At 49.7% G+C, this 22,755-nt stretch carries 14 protein-coding genes; 1 reads left to right on the top strand and 13 read right to left on the bottom strand.

Annotated features, from left to right (window positions below):
- From NQZ67_RS02380 to NQZ67_RS02360, 5 genes are all read right to left on the bottom strand, one after another.
- Positions 1-517 (bottom strand): sulfatase-like hydrolase/transferase (locus NQZ67_RS02380; protein WP_257442384.1); only part of this gene is annotated, 517 nt, incomplete at its 3' end.
- Positions 518-538: 21 nt separating this feature from the next.
- On the bottom strand, positions 539-3,190 hold the full coding sequence (locus NQZ67_RS02375) for a family 78 glycoside hydrolase catalytic domain (protein ID WP_257442383.1): 2,652 nt from the start codon (positions 3,188-3,190) through the stop codon (positions 539-541).
- Positions 3,180-5,489, bottom strand: coding sequence for a glycoside hydrolase family 3 N-terminal domain-containing protein (locus NQZ67_RS02370; RefSeq protein ID WP_257442382.1), 2,310 nt, complete (start codon positions 5,487-5,489; stop codon positions 3,180-3,182). The genes NQZ67_RS02375 and NQZ67_RS02370 overlap by 11 nt, the downstream gene beginning before the upstream one ends.
- A 43-nt stretch (positions 5,490-5,532) precedes the next feature.
- Positions 5,533-6,423: a carbohydrate ABC transporter permease gene (locus NQZ67_RS02365; protein ID WP_257442380.1), complete on the bottom strand. Its 891-nt coding sequence runs from the start codon at positions 6,421-6,423 to the stop codon at positions 5,533-5,535.
- Positions 6,424-6,448: 25 nt separating this feature from the next.
- Positions 6,449-7,363, bottom strand: coding sequence for an ABC transporter permease (locus NQZ67_RS02360; RefSeq protein WP_257442378.1), 915 nt, complete (start codon positions 7,361-7,363; stop codon positions 6,449-6,451).
- A 233-nt stretch (positions 7,364-7,596) separates the two neighbouring features.
- On the opposite strand from NQZ67_RS02360, the gene NQZ67_RS02355 reads away from it, so the two are divergent.
- Entirely contained in the window at positions 7,597-9,843 is a 2,247-nt protein-coding gene (locus NQZ67_RS02355; protein ID WP_257442375.1) for a helix-turn-helix domain-containing protein, read from the top strand.
- A 91-nt stretch (positions 9,844-9,934) separates the two neighbouring features.
- Here the strand turns inward: NQZ67_RS02355 and NQZ67_RS02350 are convergent, their stop codons facing one another.
- From NQZ67_RS02350 to NQZ67_RS02315, 8 genes are all read right to left on the bottom strand, one after another.
- Entirely contained in the window at positions 9,935-10,711 is a 777-nt protein-coding gene (locus NQZ67_RS02350) for an SDR family NAD(P)-dependent oxidoreductase (protein WP_257442373.1), read from the bottom strand.
- A gap of 32 nt (positions 10,712-10,743) precedes the next feature.
- Positions 10,744-12,000 (bottom strand): carbohydrate ABC transporter permease, encoded by a 1,257-nt coding sequence (locus NQZ67_RS30565; RefSeq protein ID WP_257442371.1) that lies wholly within the window; start codon positions 11,998-12,000, stop codon positions 10,744-10,746.
- Between the two features lie 61 nt (positions 12,001-12,061).
- The gene (locus NQZ67_RS02340; protein WP_257442369.1) at positions 12,062-12,931 is read right to left on the bottom strand and encodes a carbohydrate ABC transporter permease; all 870 of its coding nucleotides are present in this window, start codon (positions 12,929-12,931) and stop codon (positions 12,062-12,064) included.
- A gap of 63 nt (positions 12,932-12,994) precedes the next feature.
- Positions 12,995-14,392 (bottom strand): extracellular solute-binding protein, encoded by a 1,398-nt coding sequence (locus NQZ67_RS02335; RefSeq protein WP_257442366.1) that lies wholly within the window; start codon positions 14,390-14,392, stop codon positions 12,995-12,997.
- Positions 14,393-14,557: 165 nt separating this feature from the next.
- Positions 14,558-15,919, bottom strand: coding sequence for an extracellular solute-binding protein (locus tag NQZ67_RS02330; RefSeq protein ID WP_257442364.1), 1,362 nt, complete (start codon positions 15,917-15,919; stop codon positions 14,558-14,560).
- A 17-nt stretch (positions 15,920-15,936) separates the two neighbouring features.
- Positions 15,937-17,559, bottom strand: a complete 1,623-nt coding sequence (locus NQZ67_RS02325; protein WP_257442363.1) for a response regulator — start codon at positions 17,557-17,559, stop codon at positions 15,937-15,939.
- A 5-nt stretch (positions 17,560-17,564) separates the two neighbouring features.
- Positions 17,565-19,382 carry a cache domain-containing sensor histidine kinase gene (locus tag NQZ67_RS02320; protein WP_257442356.1) on the bottom strand — a complete coding sequence of 606 codons (1,818 nt, stop codon included), beginning with the start codon at positions 19,380-19,382 and terminating at the stop codon, positions 17,565-17,567.
- Positions 19,383-19,496: 114 nt separating this feature from the next.
- Entirely contained in the window at positions 19,497-22,688 is a 3,192-nt protein-coding gene (locus NQZ67_RS02315; RefSeq protein WP_257442354.1) for an S-layer homology domain-containing protein, read from the bottom strand.
- Positions 22,689-22,755 lie beyond the last annotated feature (67 nt).

Raw genomic sequence — 22,755 nt, 5'->3', positions numbered from 1 at the left:
CCACAACCCATGTTGTGTTATGCAGATGCGCTGGCAGCTGGGATGGCTGAGGAATGTAATACATCTCGCTCCGGACCCCCTGCGGATCATGAACATGCTGGTATCCGTTCTGGTTCAGATAACGCTTAAAATCATCTTCGCCCCTCCCCTCTTCGCTAATATCCCGTGACTCGAAGCCCCAGAGCGCCTCCGCACCTTGCTCGGCAAAGGTGAAGTGCATTTTGCCAACGCCATGCGTCTGATAACCGTTCTGAGATAAAATCTCCATAAAGCTTTGGCGTCCTTCTGGCATTCTCTCATTTGCCGTACAATCGGTACGGTGCGGCAGCTGCCCCGTCATCATGGCATACCGCGCAGGCACACAAACCGGACAGGATGAATACGCACGCGTGAAGGTAACACCCGTCTCAACCAATCGATTTAAAGCAGGTGTCTTGATAATAGGATTGCCATGCGCTTCAATCGTGTCATATCGTTGTTGATCTGTGAATAAGAACAAAATGTTTTTACGTGTCATAGTCTCCTCCATTTAATCCTTTTATTTGAAGACATATAGAAACTCATATTCTCCCGATCCTACCTCAAGCTGTACACCGGTTTCTGTCTGCCGTACCGAGTGTACTCCTGCAGCATTTGCGACGGGAACCGTGGATTCCAACACGAGCTCCATTGCTGCGCCAGGCAGCATCACAGACGCCTCCGTATTCGGCGGAATGACCGCCTTCACCTTCATTCTGCCGTCCTCCAGCCGCTCCCAGCCTGATGCTACCGTCCCATACATAGAGCTATAGGATGCACGGGCATAGCTGATCGCTTCCGAAATCTGAGGCGCTATGCGCACCTTCTTGTAACCTGGATTCTGCACATCTGTATCGAGTCCCGCCGCAATTCTGTATAACCACTCTCCGACTGAGCCATAGGCATAATGATTATAAGAGTTCATAGGATCCTCGCATAACGAGCCGTCAGGCTTAATGCCGTCCCAATGCTCCCAAATCGTTGTTGCTCCTTTGGAAATCGGGTACAGCCATGACGGATACTCTCGCTGGAGAACCAGCTTATAGGCCAGATCTGTATATCCATGCTTGGACAAGGCCAGGCAGAGATAAGGGGTGCCTACAAAGCCTGTTGTCAAACGAACGTTCTGCTCCTCCACATAACGAGCCAGAACAGCGGATGCCTGCGGCCTATCCTTCTCTTCCAGCAAATCAAACATGAGAGCCAGTACATACGCCGTTTGAGTTGGGGAGGCCACTCGGCCATTCGGGGTTACAAACTCCCTTCGGAATTGCTCGGTTACTCGTTCGCTTAGCTCTGTATAACGGACCGCGTCCTCCAGCTTGTCAAGCACTGCCGCCGTCTTCGCCAGCAGTGCGGAAGAGTACGCATAGAAGGCTGTCGCAATCAAATCCTTAGGGGTTGACCCTACACGGCTGCCATTCGGGGCATCCATTGCAAGCCAATCGCCGAAGTGAAAGCCCGTATTCCATAAATGCTCTTGCTCGCCTTGCGACCGAATATACTCCACCCATTTCACCATGCTCTCATATTGCTGCTCCAGCACTCGCCTATCCCCATATCGTTCATACAGCACCCAAGGACATATAACGGCTGCATCTCCCCAGGCTGCCGAGGAATGCCTTCCGCGAAGCACATCGGGGATTACAAATGGTACGCCGCCATCTGGAAGCTGATCGGCTGCAAGGTCCTTCAGCCATTTGGTGAAGAAAGGCGCTACATTCATATTGAATGCAGCTGTGCGCATGAACACCTGCGCATCACCCGTCCAGCCCATCCTTTCATCACGCTGCGGACAGTCGGTTGGAATGTCAAGGAAATTCCCTCTTTGCCCCCATACAATATTTCGCTGCAGCTGGTTCACCAGCTCGTCAGAGCATTCGAACGTCCCCGTTTGATCCATATCGCTATGAATGACTTTAGCCACAACACTTGCTGCAATAAGCTCCGGCCGAATACCTTCAACCTGAATATAGCGGAAGCCTTGGAATGAAAAATAAGGCTCATAACATTCCCTTTGTCCTCCACTGCAGATATAAGTGATTGTTTGTCTGGCTGTACGAAGGTTACTCGTATAGAAATTTCCGTCCTCATCCAGCACCTCTGCATGACGGATTACAACGGTATGTCCCTCATCCGCCTCGACCGCAAACTGCACCCAACCAACCATGTTCTGGCCAAAATCTACTACGGTTTCCCCTTTAGGTGTACAAAGCACTTGAACAGGCTGCAGCTCCTCCACTATTCGAACCGGCTCGCCTTCTTGCGCTATCAATGTATCATAGCCATAGCCCAACAGTGATACAGGGATCCATTCACTATCATCGAACCCTTTGTTATGCCATCCCTTGCTTTCGAGCCGTGCATCGTAATATTCGCCGTGATACAGCTCGGATATAAGCAAAGCGCTCTTGCTGGCTCTCCAGGAATCATCCGAGACAATCACTTCTTCTCTGCCATCCTTATATTGAACATGAAGCTGCAGTAATGCAGCGCGTTCATTGCCATACAGCTGACTTAATCCATTCCAGCCCAAATTGCCCATATACCAGCCATTGCCCAGCATGACGCCAATTGTATTCTCTCCGCTTGCAAGCAGCTTCGTTACATCATAGGTTTGGTACTGCAGCCTCTTGTTGTAGCTAGTCCATCCAGGTGCAAACAAGGTGTCATCAGCGGACTCCCCATTAACATACACCCTGTATACGCCAAGGCTTGTGGCATACAGTCGGGCCGAAACGATGTTATCGCCTAATGTGAATAGCTTGCGCAGCAGCTGACAGGGCTCTGATTGCTCGAATCTGGCAGTTATCCATGATGCTCGCCATTCATCATGCTCCAACAGCCCTGTCTCACCGTATGCCGCCTCACTCCAATCCGATTCTTGGCCATGCTGATTCCAAACCTTGACACGGATTTCATAGCGCGTTCTTGAGCTAAGAGCAGGTCCCGCATACGTGATATGCAAGGACTGATCAGAATCGACCTTGCCTGTGTCCCATATTTCCTGCTCTCCAGTCGATACACACAGCCTGTAGGCGGATTGCCGCACATCCCTGCCTTCTGCATGAAGCTTCCAGCTGAACCTTGGGCTGCGCTCGCCCAGCCCAAGGTAATCTACTTTATATTCGCAGCGCAAGTCGTATGGGTGAAAGCTGCCCTTATTGTGCATCGTTCGTTTTCTCCTCTTCTATCACATTCAGAACGATAGATTCATAATGCTTCGAGCTTGAACCCACCATTATTTTGAATGCGCCAGGCTCCACTGTCGTTTCATAGTCCTCTCCTGTAAAGCTCAGCATAGAAGGCTCAATGCGGAAAGCAACCGTTTGTGCTTCACCTGGCTGGAGTGTAATGCGCATGAAGCCTTTTAATTCTTGAACGGGCCTTGTGACGGAGCTCACCAGGTCTGCAATATACAATTGCACAATTTCATCCCCTGCGCGCTCACCCGTATTACTGACTTCGACAGTTACAGTGACGCAACCATTCATCGGCATCGTATTTGAGCTTAATTGCAAATGACGATATTGGAATGTTGTATAACTTAATCCCGTACCGAAAGAGAACAGCGGCTCATCGTGCTCGGCAAATAAATATTTTTTGAATAAGCCCGTTGGTTTTTGTGAGTAATACACAGGCAATTGTCCTACTGAACGAGGGAAAGTAATAGGCAGCTTGCCGCTTGGATTCACATCGCCGAACAATACATCCGCTACCGCATGACCTGTTTCTTCCCCAAGATACCAGCCCTCCAGGATAGCGGGCACATGCTGCGCGATGTAGTTAATCGTCAACGGACCTCCATTGATGAGCAGGACAACAGTAGGCGTCCCGGTCTCGACTATTCTTTTTACCAGTTCATTTTGAACTCCGGGAAGGTCTAGATCATACCTGTCTCCTCTATCATCGTTGAAGAATATAGCCTCTCTGCTTGTTAAAGTGTTACCGCCGATACAGAGGATGGCTACGTCACTTTCCTTGGCTACAGAGACAGCCTCTTCGATCCAAGCAGCATTTTTATCCCATGTACTTAATTGAGGATTATTCATGCGTCGATCCAGTTCCGTTTCCCCGCTGTCATCCTTCCCTTTTATAATTTCGCAGCCTACTGCATAAGCAACTTCCAGCTCTCCATTTGTTTTTGCTATAATCCCATCCAGAATACTAATACCTTTATTCGGCTTTGTACTGTATGAGCCGGTGCAGATGGGATGTGCATTCGGTCCAATTACAGCAAGCTTGCGAATTTCATTCCTGTTCAGAGGCAGCAGCCCGCCCTCATTCTTCAGCAGGGTAATCGATTTGTCCGCCGCTTCCTTGGCAAGCTTCTTATGCTGCTCACAATTAATGACTTGCTTGGCATGCTCTGCATCTGCATATGGATTCTCGAATAGCCCCAGCAAAAACTTGACTCGTAATATGCGTGCTACTGTAACATTCAGCACTTCCTCCAACGCAGGGTCCTCAGCTATGGCATCCAATAATTGGGTATAACACCCTCCGCCAGGCAAGTCCATGTCCAAACCTGCCTTTAACGCTTTTACTGCGGCTTCCTTCTGATTGTCTACAACATGGAACAAGATATCCAATCTGGAGGCGTCGAAGTAATCGGATACAACAATTCCGTTAAAACCCCATTCATCTCGCAGGATCTCGGTAAGCAGCTGTCTGTTGCCATGACAAGGAATCCCATCGATCTCATTATGAGAAGGCATCATACCGAGCGCTCCAGCTTCTTGTACCACCGCTTTGAATGGAGGCAGAATCTGATCTCTCAGCACGCGAATGGGAATGTTGCTTGGAGCAAAGTTGCGTCCCCCATCAGACTGCGCATAACCAGCCAGATGCTTGGGAGCGGCAATGACATGCTCAGGTCCAACGGTTTCATCGGTGCCTTGTAAGCCTCTGACTGCAGCTACTCCCATTCTCGAAACAAGGTGCGTATCTTCGCCGTAGGTTTCCTCTGTTCGCCCCCATCGAGGATCTCTTGCAAGATCAAGCACAGGCGTATGCGCTTCATGCCCCCCTCTGACCCTTGCTTCCTTCCCAATTGCGGAGTATACACGTTCAATCAGCTCTGTATCCCATGTGCTCGCCATAGCGATAGGGATGGGAAAGCTTGTAGCATCCTTGGCGAGATGTCCGTGCAGACATTCCTCTTGAGCCATTACAGGTATTCCCAGCCTTGTTTTGTTTACAAAATAGTCCTGAAGCGCGTTAAGCTTCTTGATTCTTGTTTCAATCGAGTCGGTCTTGAAGGGAAGCTGAATGGCGCCGGCGCCATGCGTATAAATTTCTTCCATACAGCCTTCCGCAAGACTCCCGTCTTCATTTAGCTCGACATCAAAGCTTTGACCAACCTTTCCGATCGAAAGTGTCTGCACCACCTTCTCAGCCAGCGTCATTCTATGCAATAAATCGTCTACTCGCACATCTACAGGTAATGCGGCGTTTTTATAAGGATGCATATCTTTCCTCCATATATCGATTATGATTTTGAAACAACCTCTATTAGCCTTTTAATGAGCCGATTAGAATACCTTTAATAAAGAAACGCTGGACAAACGGATACAGAATAAGCAAGGGCAGCGCAGAAATGATAATGACAGCATATTTGATAATATCAGCAATTTTGGCTTGTTCGGCCATAGCAGCCATCGAGTCTCCATCCATCATCATGTTGGCGCTCATTTCATTAACGATCAGAATTTCTCTCAGAAATAATTGCAGCGGGAACAATGATCGATCCTGCAGGTACATCAGCGCATTGAAGTATTGGTTCCAGTGAGCAACGCCATAGAACAATGCCATTACCGCAATAATTGGGCCTGATATTGGAATAATAATACGCAGGAACAGGGAGATATGGGAGCAGCCGTCAACCTCAGCAGCCTCCTCAAGCTCTCGCGGAATCGTATTCTGGAAGAAGGTTCTTGCCACAATCAAGTTCCAGACGCTGGCTCCCCCCACTACAATAAGCACCCATGGAGTGTCCAGAAGATTCAGATTCTTAATAATAAGATAGCTCGGAATTAGACCTCCGCTGAAGAACATGGTTACAAGAAATATGCCAGTAATGAAATTACGGCCGTATAAATCCTTTCGCGCCAAAGCATAAGCACATGGAATCGTTAATAGAAGATTGATACTTGTACCAAGCACAGTATAAATAATGGTATTCCGATAACCTGTCCAGATATCTGGATTATCCAGCACTCTGCGGTAACCATCTAATGTGATGTCAATCGGCCACAGCCACATCTCGCCTGTATTGACATACGTCGGATCGCTGATCGAAGCACTGACTACATAGACTAGAGGATACAGTACAACCAGCGTTATCAGAATCAAGACAGCACGATTGATCCCTTCAAATATCCGGTCCCCGAAAGAAGCCTTCATTTTTCCTCACTCCCTTTTTTGTGTGTTACCACAAGCTTGTTTGACTTACTTTGCGTGCAATTGAATTTATTGTGACTAAGAGCAGTAAATTAATGACGGAATTGAATAGGCCTACTGCTGCCGAGAAGCTGTACTGTGCCTGGAGCAAGCCGCTCCGGTATACATATGTTTGAATGACCTCCGATGAATCCATATTCAGCTGATTCTGCAGTAGATAGACCTTCTCAAATCCGATAGACATAAAGCTGCCAATACTTAGAATGAGCAGAATAATAACTGTAGGCATAATTCCCGGCAAGTTAATATTCCATATTCGTTGCACGCGAGTCGCGCCATCTATAGTAGCTGCCTCATGCAGTTCCGGATTAATTGCGCTGAGCGCCGCTATATAAATGATCGAATTCCAGCCTAATTGCTGCCAGGTCCCTGACCATACATAGATGGACTTGAACCATGCAGGCTCAGTCATGAAGCTAATAGGCTCTCCCCCCAGCAGGACAATGCCCTTATTGATTATTCCTGTTGTTGGATGAACCAAAGAAACAATAATTCCCGCAACGACAACTACAGATATGAAGTGAGGTGCATAAGTGATGATCTGCACACTCTTCTTAAACATTCCATTCCGCAGCTCGTTAATCGCTAACGCGAACAGAATGGGAAGAGGGAACAAGGCAAGCTCATACAGACTGATGGTTATCGTATTCTGAATAATCGTCCAAAAGGAAGGGGAATTGAAAAACCGCTCAAAATGCTCAAAGCCAATCCACTCACTGCCAAATATGCCCTGAGAGGGATAAAAGTTTTTGAATGCGATTTGCAGCCCGTACATGGGTAAATAGTTGAAGATTATAAAATAAGACAGTGTCGGTAAAATAAACAAATACAGGTGCCAGTTTCGTTTGATTTGTTTTTTCCAGGTCTGCAAGTACATGTTCATAGCAATGGACCACCTCTTGTTTATTGTCGTTACGTAACTTGCTCTGACTGTAGCACCCCAAGGATCATGCCGTAAATATCTGCATTTTCCTTCATACTCGAATATATCCCGTTGAATATCCGCTTCATTCGGCATATTCGATTTCGTTATTCGCCCTTTTCACTCTTTATTGTCGCTCCATATACAGATACAATAAGAGATACACTTAACAAGCCGAGAAAGGGAGTGCCCTCATGAGGTGGAACTTGTATACCAAATACCTGCTCGCCTTCATTATTATGTTCAGTATACCTGTAGCCATTTTGGGTGTTTTTATATATGCAGGTGCTGTAAGCGCTCTCCGAACAGAAATCGAAGAAACGAATCTGGCTCGGCTGCACCAGGCTGTAGACCTGATGGACCAGCAGTTCCTGGATTTAACGGAAACGACCGTACTGATGTCGTTGAATCCTGATCTGTCCAGCTATCATCTTAACGATACCTACGCCTCTATAGAGGTCATCAAGGAAATCCAGAAGTACAAAGCAAGCTCCTCCTACTTCGAGGAAATCTTTTATCATCAATTTGACAGCGGTAATTTTTATTCTTCAAACGCCTTATACAGCACAGCCTCACTAATCAAGGACTATTATAGGAGCAAGACGGAGGTGTCCGAGCACTGGATTAGTGATCTTAATGAACATAAGCAGCCTTTTGTGCGGCCATCAGAGCCTATACTTACCAATCATACTTCCAAAGAGATTATGACGATCGGCATTCCTTTCCCTGTTCGATCACTCAACCCGCATGGCATCGTGCTTTATCTGTTCGATAGCCAGCGATTATACAAATTAATGGCACCGATCTTAGGAGACTTCAGGGGTGCCGTATTCGTATTCGATCAGAATCGTAATCTTCTTACAGCTAAGACAAATGAGCTGACACTTCCTGAAGACTTTATCCATCATCTTCAAGATCAAGCATCGATGAGCAAGCAGTCCGCTATGATTATCGAATCCGATTCCATGTCCGTATCCTGGGTTAAATCGGAGGCAACCGGATGGACCTATATGACTCTGATTCCGACTGATCAGTTCTATCAACGAGTGCTTAAGCTAACAAATTTAATTGTATACGTATTGGTATCGTTAGTATTGATCGGGGTAGCGGTTGCTATTTTGTTATCCAAGCGATTTTACAAGCCTGTTCAGCAAATAATCTCCAGAATTCAGTTGGAGCTTGAGGCAGCCCGTCCTAACATGAACAAAGAATTTGATTATATTGCTCATTCCTTCGAGAGCATGTCCCAAAGTCAACAATCTCTTCTCTATCAGATGGAAAATCAGAAGCAATTGATTCAGGATCAATTCCTGGTCAAGCTCATTAGCGGTTACTTTATCTCAGAGTCCGATGTATACACCTTCATGAAGGAACACCAAGTCGTGCTTCGAGGCACTGCGCACTTCATATTCAGCTTTAGCGCTGAAGAAGCGAATACCGCCTTAACGCATGAGTTATCGAACAGCTTGGCTGCTTTCTCCAATGAGAATATAGCCGTATATCCGATCGAATTTTATCGTCGCGGGACATTCGCTTGTATCGTAGGGCTGTTTAACCAATCTCATGAGCCGTCAAGTCACGTTGACCATGTTGTCAAAGAGCTGCAGAAGGTGATCTCTGAACGGACCGGAACAAAACCGACTATTAGTATAGGCAGAACCTACGCCACCTATCTCGATATCCACAGATCATATATCGAATCATTAGCAGCCAAGGAATATGAGCTGAAATTCCCTTCTGGCAGCATGATTAACTATCTCGATGTGGTCAATTGGAGTGAGCAGGATTCTACTCGCTGGTACTCAGCCGACATTAAGCTCACTTTGCTCCAGTCTATTAAACAAGGCGACGAGCAGTTGGCTCTGGAATCTCTTGAACAGATTCTTCAAGAGATCAATGAACATAAGTCGCTTCTGATGACCAAGTGTATGACTTCGGATCTGGTCAACTCCATATTCAAGCTGGTTCATGTGCAAGCCATGCCTCATCATACAGAAACGTTCAGGCAGCTCGTCAATCAGCAGTCCATGGATCAGTTCAAACAGGATTTGAGCCAATGTGTGGTCACGTTGTGCCAGCATGCCAAGGAACGCAAGGACCAGGAAATAACCGCACTCGGCCAACGAATCATGACCTATATTCATGACCATCATTTGTTATATGAATTTAACCTGAGCCAAATGGCAGAGGAGCTGTCATTATCTCCATCGTTTATTAGCCGCTCGATCAAAGATATGATCGGAACTACCTTTACCGATTATGTGTTTGACCTGCGCATCGAGCACGTCAAAAAAGAGCTTCTGCAGACAGACATGTCTGTGAAGGATATTATTACCGGCGCCGGATATATTAATGTCTCGTATTTCATTGATCGATTCAAGAAAAAGGAAGGAATGACACCGGGGGAATACCGGAAAATGGGGGGTCAGAAAAACCGATAGCCGTGTATCATATAGATCGTATAATCATTAGATAGCAGTGTTGTGAATGAAAATAAGGTGCCTCAGCACAGTCGCTAGGCACCTTACCGTATTAATAATCATTATGCAGCCGGACTGACACCCCGCCGTCGATCACCAGCGAGGAGCCCGTCATATAGGCTGCCTTGTCGCTTGCAAGAAAAGCGATCAGCTCGCCGATCTCGACAGGCTCCGCCATTCTCCCCAATGGGATATTGCGGGTCAGCTCGGCTTCTCTCGTCTTGCGTTCATCAGCGGCAATGCTGCTCAGGTAGCGGTCCATGCCTATGTTCCGCGTTAAACCAGGCAGCACACAGTTGATCCGGATGCCGAAGGGCGCCAGCTCCAGCGCAAGACTTCTCGACATCGCCGTAACTCCGCCCTTGATCGCTGCATAGGAACTGAAGCCCGGAAGTGTAACCTGTGCATGTACGGAGGCGATGTTAATTATCGAGCCGGATTGGTTCCTTTTCAAATGCGGCAACACTTGTTGAATAAGCAGGAGCTGCCCCTTCAGATCCGTTCGCAGCACCCGGTCAAATTCATCTGAAGGAATCTGCTCCACCGGCCTGTAGTAATGTGTCCCTACATTATTGACCAGAATATGAATATCTCCGAATCGGGAGACGGTCTGATTCACTGCCTCCTGCAGATCCTCTTCCTTGGCTACATCCGTACATATGAAAACCGCTTCTCCCCCGGCCGCAGTCAGCTCTCGCATGGCTGCATGGCCTGCCTCTTCATTCCAGTCCAGCATAGCGACGCGGCAGCCCTCGCGAAGCAGCACTTCGACGATGCCTCTGCCAATACCTCCTGCTGCGCCCGTCACAATCGCAACCTTCCCAATCATATCGGCAATTCGCCTCCTTGTTCTGAAGCTGCTTAACCCTTCACACCTGAGAATGCCACACCCTTCTCGATATACTTCTGTGAGAAGAGGAAGATCAGCAACAGCGGGATCATGGATACAAATGCGCTGGCCATCAGCATATTCTGCAGCACGCTTGGCTGATTCTGCAGGTCATTGAGCGCAACGGTAAACGTCCAATATTTCGGCGAGCTGTTGACGACAAGCGGCCATAGAAACTCATTCCATACCGGAATGAAGGTCATGACACCGACAGTAGTAAAGATTGGAATAGAGAGCGGCGTCACGATCTGCAGGAACGTTCTAAGCTCGGTAGCGCCATCAACCCTGGCCGCCTGCAGCAGCTCCTTGGACACTTGGTCGAAGAAGCCCTTGAATAGGAAGATGATAATCCCCCAGGCGGTATGCGGCAAAATTACGGCGAGTAAGGAATTAACGAGACCTAAGTCCTTCATGAGCAGATACATCGGCAGCAATAAAGAAATATCAGGAATCATGATTGTAGCCAGGAAAAACATGATCCAGAAAAACTTCCATTTCTTACTCTCGATGAGATGCGCCAGCGTATATCCCGCAAGTCCGCCAAGCACCATCTGCACAAGGACGCTCGCCACTGTAATAATAGCACTGTTCAAGAAATATTGGGCGAAGCCCAGCGCCCCGGCCGTATCCTCCGCGATTTTGTTGAGCGCCATATAGCTGCTGAAGACACGAACCCAGTTGGATTGTTCGCTAATGGCAACAACTTGACCCTTTATTAATTCATTGGATTGATAGAAGGCAGAGAAGCGGCTGGACAGATCGGACTCCGCAATAGACGGCGTTACGGCTATACTCTTGCCGCTGTCACCCTCCCATTCGAACTTGGACAGCTTGTTCTCCTGGATGATAGGCAGCTTCTTATCCATCATCTTGTCATTGAAGATCGTGGTTGGCACAACCTTAGGCTGTCCGACAAAGAACATAGAGGAGACGGTCTCTGCTGTATAGAGCTTACGACCGTCCTTCACTCCTGTGATGGTCACATCGCCAATGCTCTCGCGGATATTTTTCATCCACGGATACCACATCGCTCTCATGGCGTCCTTCTCGTAGAATGCCGGATCAGTCTCATCCATTCCTGTGTAATCAATTGTCACTTGAATGGATTGGGGAATCGTCGGCAGCCACTTGGGCGGATAGGAGTTAATATCCTTCTCCGTCTTGAGCGAGGAGGCGAACATCCACAGAATAGGGATTAACGCAAAGATTACGAACGATATTGTCACCACATAGGCCGTAATCTTTAGCGATCTTCCCCCTTTTTCCCTTATGCGAGTGCGTTCCATATGATCAATCCTTTTCTGCGGAAATTTTATTCTGAATGATGGTCAGTAACGCAATGACGATAAACATAAATACGGATACCGCACCGGATATGCCGAATCGAGATTGCTGGAAGGCTGAATTGACAACAAGCATGGACACGACCGTTGTGCTGCCTGCTGGTCCGCCTTGCGTCATAATGTAAATATGGTCATAAGCAAGCAGGACGCTTGACATGAAAGCCACAAATTGAATGACAATAATAAATTTGATATTGGGCAGAAGCATCGTCCACATCCTTCTCCATGGACCTGCTCCATCCATCTTCGCCGCCTCCAATATTTCCGTTGGTATGGACTTCAGTGCGGAATAATACAACAGCAGTGCTATTCCGTTGCCGGCGAATACGGCAGGCAGAACAATTGCAAGCTTCGTCATCGTGGCGTCATTGAGCCACAGGTATGGACCTAATCCTACAAAATCAAGCCAGTAGTTCAGCAAGCCAAAATCCGGGTTATACATCCATTTCCAGACCAGCACCCCGCCTACAAGAGGCATGATGGTTGGCAATTGATACATGAAACGGAAGAAAGCATTGCCCCGACGAATATCATACAGGAACAAAGCTTGAACAATAGGAATCCAGAATGTAAGGACCAAATATAGACCAAAGAATATAAACGTATTCGAAATCGCTTGCCAGAACGTAGTTGATTTCAAAAATTCCGTATAGTTGGCGAAGCCGATGAATTTACCAGGCGGATTAACGATGCTATAGTCAAAAAAACTAATATAGGCCATATTCATTAATGGATAATACTTAAACATCACATAACAAATTACAGAAGGCAACAAAAACAAAACCGGCACCCAGCGAATGTTTAATTTACGCAACATATGTCTCCCTCACCCCAGGAACGGCTATCGGGATTCCCCCGGCCGGGGGAATCCCAATGGCTATTATTTTTTAACTTCTTGATTGTATTTGTCTACGACTTCACGCTGTGCCAGATCTTGCGCCTTCTGCATAACCGCCATTGGATCCGCCTTCTCATCCAGGAGCACCTCTTGAACAGCTTTGACCACATAAGGGCTCAGACGTGCTTTCAGGAAGTACTCCAGACGGCCTTCGCCAGCTGCTGCCTGCACATTCTCGATCAGCTCTTGAGGCATGCCTTCCACAAATTGAGACGCATCCACGTCGCTTCTTACATTCAACAGGTTCGGGAAGATACCGTTATCCATCTGGTACTGAAGCAACCCATCCTGTACTTCCTTGGACATCAGGTACGTTGCGTACGTGAACGCCGCTTGCTGCTTCTCTGGTGTTGCCTTCGGATTAAAGATCCACACCGCGCCGCCCACCTGTGCTGGGGACGTGCCGCCAGGGCCCGGAGGCAGTACGGAGAAACCAATGTTTTCGATATCCATGCCCGAGGAAACCATACCGCCGAACCAGTTGGATGCGGCAATCATAGAAGCTGCGCGGCCTTGGTAGAAGTCGTTGGAGTTCTCGTCAAGACTTTGAACAACATTCTTCTGTGTCGCTTGATACTTGAATTTAAGATCCTTGTAATATTGCAGCGCTTGTACGGCAGGCTCAGACGTGAAGGTCAGCTTAGCCGTTCCATCTTCCTGCTGCTCGGTCAGGTCGCCGCCGGCTTGCCATACATAATATTCAAAGAACCAGTCCGCCCAGTCCATGCCCAGCAAGGCATAGCCGTATTGATTTTTGGAGGCATCCGTCAGCTTCTGCGCTGCCTCGCCGAAGGACTCCCAGTTTTTCAGCGCTTCTGCCGGATCAAGGCCCGCGTCAGCAAACATCTGTTTGTTGTAAGCCAGTCCCGTTACATACATGAAGTTCGGAATGCCGTAAATTTTGCCGTCTCTTGTAGCTGCTTGTGTAGCGGAAGGCAGGAACATATCCTTCTCCGCGTAGTTGTTCCACAGCTCCGTAATATCAGCCGTAATGCCTTGGTCGATGTAGGATTCCATATCCGGGAACGCATTCGCGTACAGATCCGGCTGCTCGCCGCCTACAACCGCTGTCATGAACTGCTCTCTTTCTTTGGTTAGCGTCTGCATCACATGCTCAACCTTGATGTTCGGATATTTCTCGGCGAAATCCTTGAAGACCTGCTCCCAATATGGCTTAGCGGGGTCGCCGTCCTGCGGCATGTCCCAAGATACAATCTCAACCACTTCATCCGTAGCAGGCGGTGCTGATGCGGAATCGCCGCCTGCTGGTTTGTTGCCGCTTCCATTATTGCCGCCGTTGTTGCCGGAGCATGCTGCCATGAACAGCGATACAACGAGAGTCAGGGCTAGAACAGCCATTAGCTTTGCTTTCTTTTTCACTGATAGTTCCCCCATTCGAGTGATGTGCTTAGCTTTGCTTTACACTTCTTATTGTAGAAGGAATGGGGGCGTGAGCTGTAAGAATATATTAAGCGGTTCATACGAAAATCTTAACCATACATACAGAAACGAGCGGAAGCCTTGGAAGGCTGTCCGCTCGCTGGGTTAGTCGAACTCCATATTATAAGCGTCAATGACCTCGCGCTGAGCTTTCTCCTGCGCTTGGGTGAGGGCATCATATGGCTTTGTGTTTTCATTCAGCAGAACCTCCTGAACCGCAGCAGAGACATAAGGGCTTAGACGGGACTTGAGGAAATATTCAAGCCGACTCTCCTCGGCTGCCCGCTGAATACTGCGGACAAGCTCCTCCGGCATCCCTTCCGCGTAAGCGATGGGATCAACGTCCTCCCGCACCGACAGCAGATTGGGCAGCATGCCTTGCTCCTTCTGGAATCGAAGCATCTGCTCCAAAGCGTATTTGGAGGTCATGAAGGTCGCGTAGGTGAAGGCTGCCTGCTGCTTCTCTTCCGTCGCGTTCGGGTTCAGGATCCAGATACCTCCGCCCACCTGCGCAAGTGACACGCCAGCGGGACCCTTCGGAAACGTCGTCACTCCGATATCATCCATGTCAACACCCGATTCCAGCATTTCCCCGAACCAGTTGGAGGCTGTAATCATCGTCGCGGCGCGCCCAGCGTAGAAGTCTTTTTTGTTGTCATCCAGACTTTGCAGCGTGTTGGGCTGCGTCACGCCATAGCGGAACTTCAAATCCTGATAATAGCTCAGCGCCTGAACCGCGGCATTGGAATTAAAGGTCAACTGTACGGTTCCATCAGAATTCTTGCTGGTAAGATCGCCTCCAGCTTGCCACACATAATATTCATAGAACCAATCCGCCCACTCGGTTCCCAGAATGGTATAGCCATATTGATTGCTGGAGCGGTCGGTCACTTGCTCCGCCGCCGCTGCGAAGGAGTCCCAATTCAGGAAAGCTTCCTCCGGGTTGATGCCATTCTCCTCAAAAATCCGTTTGTTATACGCCAAGGCTGTCACATACATGAAGTTAGGAATACCATAGATTCGTCCATCCTTCTCCGCTGTCGCCATAGCAATGGAGGAATAGTCGGCGCTGTCCGGATATTGTGTCCACATCTCTGTAATATCGGCAGGAATGCCCTGATCGATGTACGACTCCATATCGGGAAACGCGGCATTATACAAATCCGGCTGCTCGCCCCCCGCGACTGCTGTCATAAACTGCTCGCGCTCCTTCTGGAAGGCCGCCTCCATATGAATGACCCGGATATGGGGATAGGTCTGCTCGAATTCCTGAAACATCCGATCGTAATATGGCTTCTCCGCCGAGCCCGCGAATGGCTTGTCCCAGACAACAATTTCGACAACAGGGTCCGTCAAGCCGTCTTCCAGCTTCAGATGGTTATTCCCGGAGCACGCGGTCAGAGACAGTATGAACCATAGGACAGTGACCGCCGCTAATGTCGCTCTTGTCACAATACCTGCAACCATCTTTATCCCCCTCCTTTCTACGCATGCGGAGCGCCCTTATCCCTATATTGGCCTGGCGTTGCGCCAAAGCGCTTGCGGAATACGCTTCCGAAATAAGCCGCATCGTCGAAGCCGACCCTCTCGCTGATATCGCGTATCTTCATATCGGTCTCCACCAGCAGCCGAGCCGCCTCCTTCATCCGAAGCCCATTCAAGAAATCGACAAAGGATTCCCCGTATTTCTCCTTAAAGCGCTTGGAGAAGTAATTGGGATGAATAAAGAACCGTTCCGCAATCATTGCCAGCTGGATAGGCTCTGCGTAATGGCGCTCCAAGTAGAGCCTAACCGCCTCCATAATTTCTTTTCCTTCAATATTATTGGATTTGGACAATAAGCCAATCATATTCGTAACGAGCCGCTTCATCTGCTCGACGATCTCATGCCATGCTGTTGCTTGCTGCAGCTCTCGCTGCAAATCTGTCAGCTCGCCGATCGCCCACTGCGAATCCGTGGCATGGTTGATCCAATATTTGTTGAGGAATAGATACAAATCCACGCAGAACCATTCCACCATCACATAGCTGGAGGCGGGCTCCTGCACTATGGCGCCAAGCCGCCGCTCGATCCACTTGTGAACCTTGTCCTTCTCCCACTTGCCCAGCCAATCCTCCAGAAGCTTGACATCCTCTTGGCCGATAAAGGACTTCCGTTGCGCCTCTTGGCCCCCATTCGCTGCGCCCTGGGCCTGATAGATCCGATTCCCTCCATGAAGGATCGCGTTCCTGGCGATCTGCTTCGCTTCCCGGTAGCTCTCCTGCACCTTCGCCATTTGTTGCTGATAAGGCCCTACGCCTATCGTGACTCCCAGCTTCAGATACTTCCGAATGCCGAACGAAATCGCTTCCAGCGTATAGGTCACTCCCGCGCTGTCCTGCCCCTTCTGAAGTCCAAGCACGTACACCAGCTCGAAGCGCCTCAGCGAATGATGCACAAGGATGCCCCTGATAGCATTGGACAGGAAGCGCTCCGTTACAATATTTTTGATTGCGAACCAGAGCAGCTCCTCCTCACCTGGACCAAAGGAGCCATGAGGCACCTTGAACGGCTCCAATTGGAGGACAACGGCCGTAAAGGCAACTCCATGCTTCGCAAGCTCATCCAGCTCGCTGCTGGCCTCCGCGAAGTCCTCTTCCTGCAGGAATTGGGTAAGCGCCTGCTGACGGGAAGCCTCCTGGCTTGTTTCGGCCACGCTCTTCAGCTCCTGAATCATCTGATCCGTCTGCTGCTCCGCCTCTCTGCGCTCCAATAGCTCCATCAGCGTAGCATACAGCTCATCGTCCTCCAGCGGCTTCACCAGATAATTGCTGACTCCGTATTTGATCGCTTGCCTGGCGTAATCAAATTGATCATAGCCGGTGACAATGATCAGCTTAACCCGGGCATCCAGCTCCAACGCGTGTCGGATAAATGTCAGTCCGTTCATGCCAGGCATATGAATATCCGTTACAATCAGGTCCGGCTTAGCTGTCTTCATCAGCTCCAGCCCCTTGAGCCCGTCCCCCGCTTCCGCTACGACCTCTACAGGCAGACCGGTCAGACGAATCTTATAGATGATGCCTTGTCGAATAATGGGCTCGTCATCCAACACCATAATTCTCATATCGTTTAAGCCTCCTGGTCGGGCAAATAGGTTTTGATCGTAATGGAAAAGGTTGTCCCATATTGCTCGTCGCTGCTGAACGTAATGCCGCATTCCGGACCATATAACATGCGGATGCGGGATTGCACATTGTGAAGGCCAATAGAAGCTTGTTGTTGTTCAAGCCCTGCAGGAGCATCCTCCAGCTGCAGCAGCTCCCGCAGCCACTGCTGACGCTCCTCATCAATGACCAATCCATTATTCCATATTTTCACCTGCAGCTCGTCCTGGCCCAGAGAAATCGCTTCAATACGAACGATCCCGCCATCGATGCTGTGGCTGATCCCATGATTGACGCTGTTCTCCACTAGCGGCTGGAACAGAAGCTTCGGGATGGGCACCCGCTCCAGACCCGGCTCCAAATAAATGGTATAGTCCAGCCTGCTGTCGAACCGGATTTTTTGAATGGACAAATACAGCCTGATTTGCTGTAATTCCGCATCCAGCTTGGACACATCATTGCCGCTTATATTATAACGGAACATCTTGGCCAGCGAGCGGCTGATCAGAGATACTCGATCGTCCCCGTGCAGCGAGGAGATACTATCGATAATGCCTAAGGTGTTGTACAGGAAATGGGGATTAATCTGCGATTGCAGCGATTTGATTTCCGCATTTTTTTTCACTATTTCCGATTCATATACCTTGCTGATCAGACGATTGATCTCCCTGGTCATACGATTGAAGGATTTGCTCAGATACCCGATCTCATCCTCGGTGCGCACGGGAAGCACGACGGAATAATTGCCCTTCTCAATCGCTTTCATGCCTTTGCTGAGCAGCTTAAGCGGCGTAATGGTGCGGGACGATATAAATCCCGCCAGCAGCATGGAGAACAGCAGGGTGAACACGCCAATCCAGATCGTCCGCTTCGTGAAATTGTCGGCAGACTCCGTCAGCACCCGAGTAGGCACCTCCGTAACGACAAGCCAGCCCGTATGACCCAGACTGTCATAAGCGATCAATTGGTTTCCTCCTAAGCTGGAACGGTAATAGTGGCCTTTGCTCTGGCTGCCCACCATCAGCAGCTCCTCAGCGGTCAAGATGCGCTTGCCCCGCTCAGCGGCATGCCTGGAATACACGATGGTGCCATGCTCCTTATCCACCAGATAGGTTCTGCCCTCTCGGCTCCCCTCGCTTTCCGCCAGCCACTGCTCCAGCGATTCCGATGACAGCGTAAAATGCATCACACCAATAATGGGACCGGGCGATGTCAAGGTAATTTGTCGAATCGCTTGGACATACGACAGCGTGTAACCGACCTGCTGTCCTGACGCGCTGGGATTGTACATGTCCGTAGGCAGCCACAAGCCTTTGCCATTGGCTCCAATCGCGACATCCGTCAAGCGCTGCATTTCACTGGGGGCAATCAGGGTGGATACCAGACCGCCTACCCGCATAGCGTTGCCGTCAAGCTGCGAGATCACCACATTCGATACAATGGGATGATTGTATACAAAATTGGATATTTTGCCGCGGTAAGAGCTTTGTCCCTCCGGATCCGTGCCCATACCGCGCACAAACTGATGAAAGTCGAAGTCTCCAAAGTAGTTCCAGGCAAAGCTTTTGACGTTCGTCATATTTGCGTTCAGCGTGGAAGCGGATTGCTGCGTCAGGCGAAGATGACTATCTACTGCCTGTGCCCGCAAGTCATTAGCCGTTCGGAAATAGAAGTCGAACAGGAGCACGAATACGATTAAAGCGATAATAATCAAATAAGACAATAATATTTTGCGATACAGGGACTTGCCGATGTATCGGCTTATAGCATACAAGACTCGCAATGCTCCACCTCTCCTTCCCAGTATCACGTCCTCTTATTGTAAGGGATGAGATACAAAGTGGAAAAGAGCACCCGTTTCCAATTGGAAACAAAGTGCTCAAACCAGCGGGACAACCTACTTCTGTGACAAGCGAAGGTTATCGATCACGAACGAATCTCCGCTCTCCGGCGCATCCTCCCACAGATACAGCTGAATGGAGGCGATTCCCGAAGCGTCGAGCCCCGTCGCTTCCGCTCCCCAGAAGCCCTCTTGCTCCCCCCATACAGGGTCGGAGGTCTTGAACTGGGCTATCGAAATCGTGCGGGATTCCTTGGCCCCAATGGCAAAATAATACGTACGAAGCGCGCCCTTCTTATCCGTTACATTCGCGCGAAGCTGGATCGGCAGCGCATTGGGATTGGTCACATCGGCGACCACGAGCGGCTTGCTTCCCAGGTTCCATGGGGCTGCCGGCTTAATCTCCACTCCGGAGTAATCCGCGTCAAGGGTACCTACGTTAACCTTCATCGCCCGTTCGCCATCCGTTGCGCCAGCGGCTCCATACTGAACAACGGCTGTTTTGTAGGCGGTAACGATGGACAAATCCTCGTTCGACTCGAAGGACATCAGCCACTCCTTGCCTGGCTGTACGCCTCCTGTACCCGTGCCCTTGCCAAGAAAGCGGATGTCATAAGCTCTCGCATGCACATCCTTTGCAGCGCTGACCATTTCCTCGTAAGGCACATCAGCTACATCCACAAAGCCTAGGTTGTAATTTTCCCCGTCCCATGCGCGTCCAAGCAGCGGCTGATCCACATATTGGAACCAATGCGCACCGACAAAATAAGGATTATTCAGTACAGTCTCCATATAATGAACGTACTTCTCGCCGCGATTCTCTTGATCCACAGCTGACGTATCCGCGTTTGGCCCCGTTCCGAACATGCCTCTGTCATCCGAAGCGAAAGCAAATTCACCGATAATCGCCGGCATATCGAGCTCCTCAAGATGCATCCAGTTTTCGCCTTCCACATCCTCTTTATACACATTGAAGCTGATAACGTCCACATACTTCGCCGCTGCCTTCTGCACCTCTTCGCTTGTGCCCCACTCCGCAAATCTAGAGCCCAGATAAAGTGTATTAGGAAGCTTCGCGCTTACCGCTTTATCCACAATGCGGAAGTACTCATCCGCCAGAAGACTCAGCATGGCCGAATAGTCAGGCAGCATGCCCTCGGACAGCTCTGCCGGCTGATAAGGCTTGCCAAGAGCGTCAAAGGAGGCAAAGCTGGTGCCCCATTGGCTGTTCAGACTTTCAATTTTGTTTTGATAAACAGACTTCAGGTGGGCAATCATTGTGCGTTTGGCATAGCTGCTCTTGGCTGAGCTGTCCATGGCCATAATGTTGCTGATCAGCGCGTACTTGCTTCCCGTATTGGCGGGATTGCCCCAAGCGATCTCGTTGTCGATGTACACCCCAATCATATACTTGTCATCTTCAACGCCATACGCCAATATTTGTTCGTCCAGCATGTCGTCCACGCTTGTCTTGAACGCCGGATCGAATGGATCTGCTACCGGCGCCCAGCCGCCTCCGCTTGGAATGGTGGCATGCTGTCCCCAATGTGTCCAGCCGTTAGCGACATAAGCGATGCCATGCTCATCGCCCTTCCCGAAAAATAATGTCGGGTCCGACCAGTTGCCGAGCGAGCTGAAGCCCCAGCTCTTGAAGCGATCCACAGAGATGTCCTTCCATACATTTACGTAGTCTTGTCCGTATTTGCGCTCCAGATTGGCCTGATAATGGTTGAACAGCCAGCCCTCTGTCTGCCCCAGTGGAGGAGCCCCTACTATGGTTGTATATCTGTAATGCTCGCCCAGCTCTCCATCCTTGGAGGGGAGCTCCGTGAACATATTTTCCCGGCCTGAGATCCAGGTATTCATATCATCCAGTCGAACGATATCAAGACCATTGGAGAAGAACAAGTAGCCTTCGGGATCCACCAGCGTCCACTTGCCCTCATGCTTCGCCACACGGAAGTGCCCGGTTGCCTCCAGCTTCGGTCCGTTCAGCCAACCGCCATATTTGCTCGTTTCCAACGGCTTGGCGCCGGCGAGCGCAGCAGCCTCTTCCTTCTTGTCAGCAAGGAAATCCCCATCGGTATGTACCTTGCCTTCCCAGTCCAGGCCCGTGTATTGGCCATAACCATCCACCAGGTCGTCCATGTAGCTGAGATCCGTATTGGGATCGCCGATTACGGCAATGTTATCGAATAGGAGAGTGGATTCCTGCTTCGTATACATTTGCCACAGCTGGAATTCCACGATATGGCCGCTGTTCAGCCCCTTCTCTCCCCAGCCATAGCCTAGCTGACTGCCGGCAGGAATGGGAGGAAGGAACCGCATGCCGAGATCCAACGCTTCCGAGCCCATGCTGAGAAAATATTTTTGAGTACTCTTTGCTTTCGCAACGGCAGCGCTTACAGTGGAATGCGCCACGCCGTCCGCGCTTTTGTCATCATCCATACGCAGATAGAAGGTAATGTCCTTGTCCGTCGGATTCGTGACCTCGAAGGACAATGCTTTGCCGCTGCCGAATTGCCAAGGCGTAGTCGCCGTGAATTTGACAGTCGGAAAGTCCGCCGCGCCGTACACGACCTTTAACGCCTTGGAGTCCGTTGCCTCGTTGTGGACAACCTCAATCGTGGAATCTCCTGTCGTTACAAAGTCTGGAATCACACCATTCTCGAAATCAAGTAAAGGGAATCCATAACGATGCGAGATGACACGGTCAAGCACTGTCACCAGCTCTGCGAACGTAATTTTCGCTTGAGGGCGCAGCTTGCTCCCGTTGCCTACGAACACTCCAGCCTCATATACGGCCTTAAGCGCCGCCTTCCCTTCAGCGCTCATACCGGCAATATCCCGGAAAATCCGGTCCAGATCAACGCTTCCTGCAGCATCATCGCTTATGAATGCAGAAGCGACAATGACAGCTTCCTCTCGAGTAACTCCTTTATTGGCCTGATCAATAGACTTGCCTTGGGACGCTTGAACAGCCCATGCCGCTGCTCCCGCATTCGACAGTCTCGAAGCATCCATGGCTTCCCAGCCGATGGAGCTCCCAATCAGCTTCGCCGCATCCTCGCGAGAGAGCGCGCGATTCGGATTTTTTACCTCTTCTGATGCCGCCTCAACATATCCCGCCTGCACCCAAGCCTGTATTGTGCCATCCGCCCAGTGCTTGGAGGACATGCCATACGCCTGCGATGAGAACGCTCCCATCATGAGGAGAAAGACCAGAATCATCAAACTGTGTCGCTTCATTCCTTGTTAACCCCTTTCCGATTCATCTGCCCCTTCATTCTATCGAACAATGCTGGGCCAATCGCAT

Origin of the sequence: Paenibacillus soyae (assembly GCF_024623455.1) — a bacterium.
Taxonomy (GTDB): Bacteria; Bacillota; Bacilli; order Paenibacillales; family Paenibacillaceae; genus Pristimantibacillus; species Pristimantibacillus soyae.
The sequence above is the reverse complement of the archived record's forward strand: the minus strand, read 5'-3'. Positions and strand labels throughout refer to the sequence as shown.

Coding starts and splice junctions, on each gene's coding strand:
- NQZ67_RS02350 (WP_257442373.1), bottom strand. CDS start 10,711: ATGATTGGGAAGGTTGCGATTGTGACGGGCGCAGCAGGAGGTATTGGC.
- NQZ67_RS02330 (WP_257442364.1), bottom strand. CDS start 15,919: ATGGTTGCAGGTATTGTGACAAGAGCGACATTAGCGGCGGTCACTGTC.
- NQZ67_RS02355 (WP_257442375.1), top strand. CDS start 7,597: ATGAGGTGGAACTTGTATACCAAATACCTGCTCGCCTTCATTATTATG.
- NQZ67_RS02315 (WP_257442354.1), bottom strand. CDS start 22,688: ATGAAGCGACACAGTTTGATGATTCTGGTCTTTCTCCTCATGATGGGA.
- NQZ67_RS02365 (WP_257442380.1), bottom strand. CDS start 6,423: ATGAAGGCTTCTTTCGGGGACCGGATATTTGAAGGGATCAATCGTGCT.
- NQZ67_RS02375 (WP_257442383.1), bottom strand. CDS start 3,190: ATGCACAATAAGGGCAGCTTTCACCCATACGACTTGCGCTGCGAATAT.
- NQZ67_RS02325 (WP_257442363.1), bottom strand. CDS start 17,559: ATGAGAATTATGGTGTTGGATGACGAGCCCATTATTCGACAAGGCATC.
- NQZ67_RS02360 (WP_257442378.1), bottom strand. CDS start 7,363: ATGAACATGTACTTGCAGACCTGGAAAAAACAAATCAAACGAAACTGG.
- NQZ67_RS02340 (WP_257442369.1), bottom strand. CDS start 12,931: ATGTTGCGTAAATTAAACATTCGCTGGGTGCCGGTTTTGTTTTTGTTG.
- NQZ67_RS02370 (WP_257442382.1), bottom strand. CDS start 5,489: ATGCATCCTTATAAAAACGCCGCATTACCTGTAGATGTGCGAGTAGAC.